At 73.4% G+C, this 5,862-nt stretch carries 4 protein-coding genes; all 4 read left to right on the forward strand.

What is annotated here, in order from left to right; all coding sequences use genetic code 11:
- Window positions 1–1,042 (forward strand): Gfo/Idh/MocA family protein (locus tag HW445_RS16155; RefSeq protein WP_180221717.1); only part of this gene is annotated, 1,042 nt, incomplete at its 5' end.
- 96 nt (window positions 1,043–1,138) lie between these two features.
- On the forward strand, window positions 1,139–2,140 hold the full coding sequence (locus HW445_RS16160; RefSeq protein ID WP_180221718.1) for a sugar phosphate isomerase/epimerase: 1,002 nt from the start codon (window positions 1,139–1,141) through the stop codon (window positions 2,138–2,140).
- Between the two features lie 100 nt (window positions 2,141–2,240).
- Complete coding sequence (locus tag HW445_RS16165) at window positions 2,241–4,724, forward strand: PQQ-dependent sugar dehydrogenase (protein WP_180221719.1); 2,484 nt, start codon at window positions 2,241–2,243, stop codon at window positions 4,722–4,724.
- A 287-nt stretch (window positions 4,725–5,011) separates the two neighbouring features.
- The coding region (locus tag HW445_RS16170; RefSeq protein WP_180221720.1) for an inositol-3-phosphate synthase at window positions 5,012–5,862 on the forward strand (851 nt) is incomplete at its 3' end.

Raw genomic sequence — 5,862 nt, forward strand, 5'->3', positions numbered from 1 at the left:
CGACCCGCACGCGGTCCGTGCCGCCGCCGACCGCCACGGCTGGGAGGCCGCGGAGACCGACTGGCGTGCCCTGATCACCCGTGAGGACGTCGACCTCGTCGACATCTGCACCCCCGGCGACAGCCACGCCGAGATCGCCATTGCCGCCCTGGAGGCCGGCAAGCACGTGCTGTGCGAGAAGCCCCTCGCGAACAGCGTCGCCGAGGCCGAGGCCATGGTGGCGGCGGCCGAGGCCGCCGCACGCCGCGGCCAGGTCGCCATGGTCGGTTTCAACTACCGTCGCGTGCCCGCCGCTTCGCTCGCCCACGAGATGGTCGCCGCCGGCAGGCTCGGCGAGCTGCGCCACGTGCGGGTCGCCTACCTCCAGGACTGGCTGGTGGATCCCGAGTTCCCGCTGACCTGGCGGCTGCGCAGGGAGGCCGCCGGTTCCGGGGCCCTCGGCGACCTCGGAGCCCACATCGTCGACCTGGCCCAGTACCTGACGGGCGACACCCTGGCCGGGGTGTCCGCGCTGACCGAGACCTTCGTCCGCGAACGCCCGCTGCCCGCCGCGGCGTCGAGCGGCCTGGCCACGGCCGGCGCCGCGGCCGGCCGGGGCGCCGTCACCGTCGACGACGCGGCGCTCTTCACCGGCCGGTTCACCGGCGGGGCCCTCGCCACCTTCGAGGCGACCCGTTTCGCGACCGGCCGCAAGAACGCGCTGCGGATCGAACTCAACGGCTCGCAGGGGTCGCTCGCCTTCGACCTGGAGCGGCTGAACGAGCTGGAATACCATGACCACCGCGAACCCGCGCCACGTGCCGGGTTCCGCAGGATCCTCGTCACCGAGCCGGAGCACCCCTACCTGGAGGCCTGGTGGCCGCCCGGGCACGGCCTGGGCTACGAGCACACCTTCGTCCACCAGGCGCGCGACCTGGTGCGCGCCGTGCACGCCGGCGAACCGGTCGCCCCGACCTTCGCGGACGGCCTGCGCGTGCAGAGGGTCCTCGCCGCCGTCGAGGAGAGCGCCGCCAAGGGCTCCACGTACACCGCCGTGGGCTGAGCCCGCCGCCCCCTGCTCCTCCCGCAGGGGCGCACCGCCCGTGTCCCGACCCCGCCCCGCGCAAGCCGCCACGCGCACCGACCGAGGAGACCTACCGTGCCCCGTAACTTCACCCTCTTCACCGGGCAGTGGGCCGACCTGCCGCTGGAGGAAGTCTGCCGCCTGGCCCGCGACTTCGGTTACGACGGACTCGAACTGGCCTGCTGGGGAGACCACTTCGAGGTCGACAAGGCGCTCGCCGACCCGTCCTACGTGGAGGGCCGTCACCAACTGCTGGACAAGTACGGCCTGAAGTGCTGGGCCGTCTCCAACCACCTGGTGGGGCAGGCGGTCTGCGACGCGATCATCGACGAGCGCCACCGGGCGATCCTCCCCGCCCGGATCTGGGGGGACGGCGACGCGGAAGGCGTCCGCCGCCGGGCGGCCGCGGAGATCGCGGACACCGCGCGGGCCGCCGCCGCCTTCGGCGTGGACACCGTCGTCGGGTTCACCGGCTCGGCGATCTGGCACCTGGTCGCGATGTTCCCGCCCGCCCCGGAGCCGATGATCGAGCGCGGCTACCAGGACTTCGCCGACCGCTGGAACCCCGTCCTGGACGTGTTCGACGCCGAGGGCGTGCGGTTCGCCCACGAGGTCCACCCCAGCGAGATCGCCTACGACTACTGGACCACCCACAAGGCCCTGGAGGCCGTGGACCACCGGAGCGCGTTCGGACTCAACTTCGACCCCTCGCACTTCGTGTGGCAGGACCTCGACCCGGTCGGCTTCCTGTGGGACTTCCGCGACCGGATCTACCACGTGGACTGCAAGGAGGCCCGCAAGCGCCTCGACGGCCGCAACGGCCGGCTGGGCTCCCACCTGCCCTGGGGAGACCCGCGGCGCGGCTGGGACTTCGTCTCCGCGGGCCACGGCGACGTGCCGTGGGAGGACGTCTTCCGGATGCTGCGCTCCATCGGCTACGCCGGTCCCGTCTCGGTGGAATGGGAGGACGCCGGGATGGACCGCCTCCAGGGGGCGCCCGAGGCACTGCGGCGGCTCAAGGCCTTCGACTTCGACCCCCCGGCCGCCTCCTTCGACGCCGCCTTCGGCGGCAACTAGCCGTCGCGGCCGGCCACCCGGCCGGCCACCTCAGACTCTCCGGGCTGCCGGCGCACCCCGGCGCACGCACCACACGTCCACCAGCCGACGGAGGAACTCCGTGCGCTCGAACAGAAGGAACCGTCAGAACACCTTCCGCAAGGCCGTGGCGCTGATCGGCGGCGCGCTGCTGGCCTGTACCTCGCTCACCCTGACCACCGGACCGGCCGGCGCAGCCCCGGCGGCGGGCCCGGTCGCCGCCTCAGCCGCCGACGAGGCGCAGTTCCAGCAGGTCACCCTCGCCAAGGGGGCGGCGACGATCGGCGAGCCGATGTCGCTGGCGGTGCTGCCCGACCGGTCGGTGCTCACCACCTCCCGCGACGGGGCGCTGTACCTGACCGACGACGCCGGCAACACCGGACTCTCCGGCCGCCTCGACGTCTACACCCACGACGAGGAGGGGCTGCAGGGCGTCGCCGTCGACCCCGACTTCGAGCAGAACCGGTTCGTCTACCTGTACTACGCGCCCCGTCTGGACACCCCCGAGGGTGACGCGCCGGAGACGGGCACGGCAGCCGACTTCGAGCCCTTCGAGGGCGTCAACCGGCTCTCCCGGTTCGAGCTGAGGGCCGACGGCACCCTGGACCTGGCCGGCGAGGCCGTGATCCTCGAGGTGGAGACCACCCGCGGCATCTGCTGCCACGTCGGCGGCGACATCGACTTCGACGCGCAGGGCAACCTGTACCTGTCGACGGGCGACGACTCCAACCCGTTCCAGTCGGACGGCTACTCCCCGCTGGACGACCGGGAGGACCGCAACCCCGCCTTCGACGCCCGCCGCACCTCCGGCAGCACCGACGACCTGCGGGGCAAGATCCTGCGGATCACGGTGAACGCGGACGGGTCCTACTCGGTCCCGGAGGGCAACCTCTTCGCCCCCGGCACCGAGGGCACCCGGCCCGAGATCTACGCCATGGGCTTCCGCAACCCGTACCGGTTCAACGTCGACCGGGCCACCGGCATCCTGTACGTCGGCGAGTACGGCCCCGACGCCGGCGCCGCCGACCCCGCCCGCGGACCGGCCGGCCAGGTCGAGTTCGCCCGGGTCACCGGGCCCGGCAACTTCGGCTGGCCGTACTGCACCGGCGACAACGACGCCTACCGGGACTTCGACTTCGCCACCGCCACCTCCGGTGCGGCCTTCGACTGCGCGGCGCCGGTCAACGACTCGCGGCACAACACCGGCCTGGGCGCACTGCCCCCGGCACAGCCCGCCTGGATCCCCTACGACGGCGGCAGCGTCCCGGAGTTCGGCACCGGCTCGGAGTCGCCGATGAGCGCGCCGGTCTACCACTACGACCCGGAGCTGGACTCCCCGGTGAAGTTCCCCGAGGCGTACGACGGCGACGTCTTCCTCGCCGAGTTCGGCCGCCGGTGGATCAAGCGGGTGACCGCCGACGCGGACGGCACCGTGCGGGGCATCGACGACCTCCCGTGGAGCGGCACCCAGATCACCGACATGGAGTTCGGCCCGGACGGTGCGCTGTACGTCCTGGACTACGGCCTCCAGTGGTTCGCCGGTGACGAGAACTCCGCCCTGTACCGGATCGAGAACGCCACCGACGGCCGCTCCCCGATGGCCGAGGCGAGCGCCTCGGTCACCTCCGGCAAGGCCCCGCTGAAGGTCTCCTTCTCCTCCGCTGGCACCGGCGACCCCGACGGCGAGGCACTCACCCACCGGTGGGAGTTCGGCGACGGCACCACCTCCACCGCGGAGAACCCGCGGCACACGTACCGCAAGAACGGCACCTACACGGCCGGGCTGACCGTCACCGACCCGACCGGGCGCACCGCCAGGGCCACCGTCCGGGTGGTCGTGGGCAACACCGCCCCCGTGGTGGAGCTGGTGACGCCGGGTGACGGCGGGCTGTTCTCCTTCGGCGACACGATCCCCTTCACCGTGAGGGTGACCGACCGCGAGGACGGCCGGCGGATCGACTGCTCCAAGGTCACCGTCACCTTCGTCCTCGGCCACGACAGCCACGGCCACCCGCTGACCTCGGCCAACGGCTGCACCGGCACCCTGCGGACCACCGCCGACGGCGGCCACGACGCCGGCGCCAACGTGTTCGGCGTGATCGACGCGCAGTACACCGACGGCGGGGGCGGCGGCCAGGACCCGCTGACCGTCCACGACCAGGTCGTGCTCCAGCCGGAGAACCGCCAGGCCGAGCACCACGGGGACTCCTCGGGGGTCACGAAGATGTCCAAGGAGGCGGCGCACGGCGGCCGCACCGTCGGAGACATCCACGACGGCGACTGGATCTCGTTCACCCCGTACGACCTCTCCGACGTCACCTCGGTGACCGCCCGGGTCTCCTCCGGCGGCGTCGGCGGCACGCTGGAGTTCCGCGCCGGCTCGCCCACCGGGACACTGCTCGGCACCGCCACGGTGCCGCTCACCGGCGGCTGGGAGACGTTCGAGGACGTGACCGCCGCCATCTCCGGGGCACCGGAGGGCGCGACCACGCTCCATCTGGTCTTCCGGGGCGAGAGCGGCGGCGCGCTCTACGACGTGGACGACTTCACCTTCACCACCGGCTGACCGGGAAGAAGGCACCGGTACGAGCCACGAGATGCGGGTCCGGCACCCGCGGACCGAGGAACTGCCCGCGCGGCCCGCCGCGTAGGCGCTCGACGGCGGCGGGCGGAGGACGCCGGACCTCCGCCCGCCGCCTCCCACACGTCCCCCGCGCCACTCCGGTCCCCGGAGGCCACCTTGTTTCTCCGGCACGGTTCGACCACCTTGTTTCTCCGCACGGTCCACGACCCGCGGGTCACCGCCGACCCGTTCCCTTCCCCCTACACCGTGCGCACCGAGGAGGCAGCTTCATGTCCGCTCTCGACTCACCGCCCCGGGTGGGCGTCTGGCTGATCGGGGCACGGGGATCCGTCGCCACCACCGTCGTCGCGGGCTGCGCGGCCCTGACCGCCGGTCTGCGCCCGGCCACCGGAATGCTCACCGAGACGCCCCCGTTCGCGCGCAGCGGACTGCCGGCGCTCTCCTTACTGACCTTCGGCGGTCACGACACCGCCGAATGCCCGCTGCCCAAGCGCGCCGAGGCGCTCGCCGGAGCGGGGGTGCTGCCGCACGGGCTGCCCGACGCGGTGCGCGCCGAACTGGCCGACGCGGACCGGGAGATCAGGCCGGGAACACGCGGAGGCGGACAGGACGAGACCGCCCGGCTGGCCGACGACATCGAGGACTTCGCGCAGCGGCGCGGGCTCTCCCGGGTGGTGGTGGTCAACGTCGCCTCCACCGAGCCCGCCGACGGCGGCCCCGGTCTGCCGGTCAGCTCGCTGTACGCGGCGGCCGCGGTGCGGGCCGGCTGCCCGTACGTGAACTTCACCCCCTCCGCCGGGATACAGCACCCCGCACTGGCGCCGCTGGCAGAGGAGAGCGGACTGCCCTACGCCGGACGGGACGGCAAGACCGGGCAGACCCTGCTGCGGGCGGTGCTGGCGCCGATGTTCGCGCAGCGCGCGCTCGAGGTGCGGGCCTGGTCGGGAACCAACCTGCTGGGCGGCGGCGACGGGGCGGCGCTGGCCGACCCGGCCGCCGCCGCGGCGAAGAACGCCGGCAAGGCACGGGTGCTGGCCGACGCCCTCGGATCCCTGCCGGAGGGCGCGACGCACATCGACGACGTCCCCGCGCTGGGGGAGTGGAAGACCGCATGGGACCA

It is taken from the genome of Streptomyces sp. UH6 (assembly GCF_013421635.1).
Lineage (GTDB): Bacteria > Actinomycetota > Actinomycetes > Streptomycetales > Streptomycetaceae > Streptomyces > Streptomyces abyssomicinicus.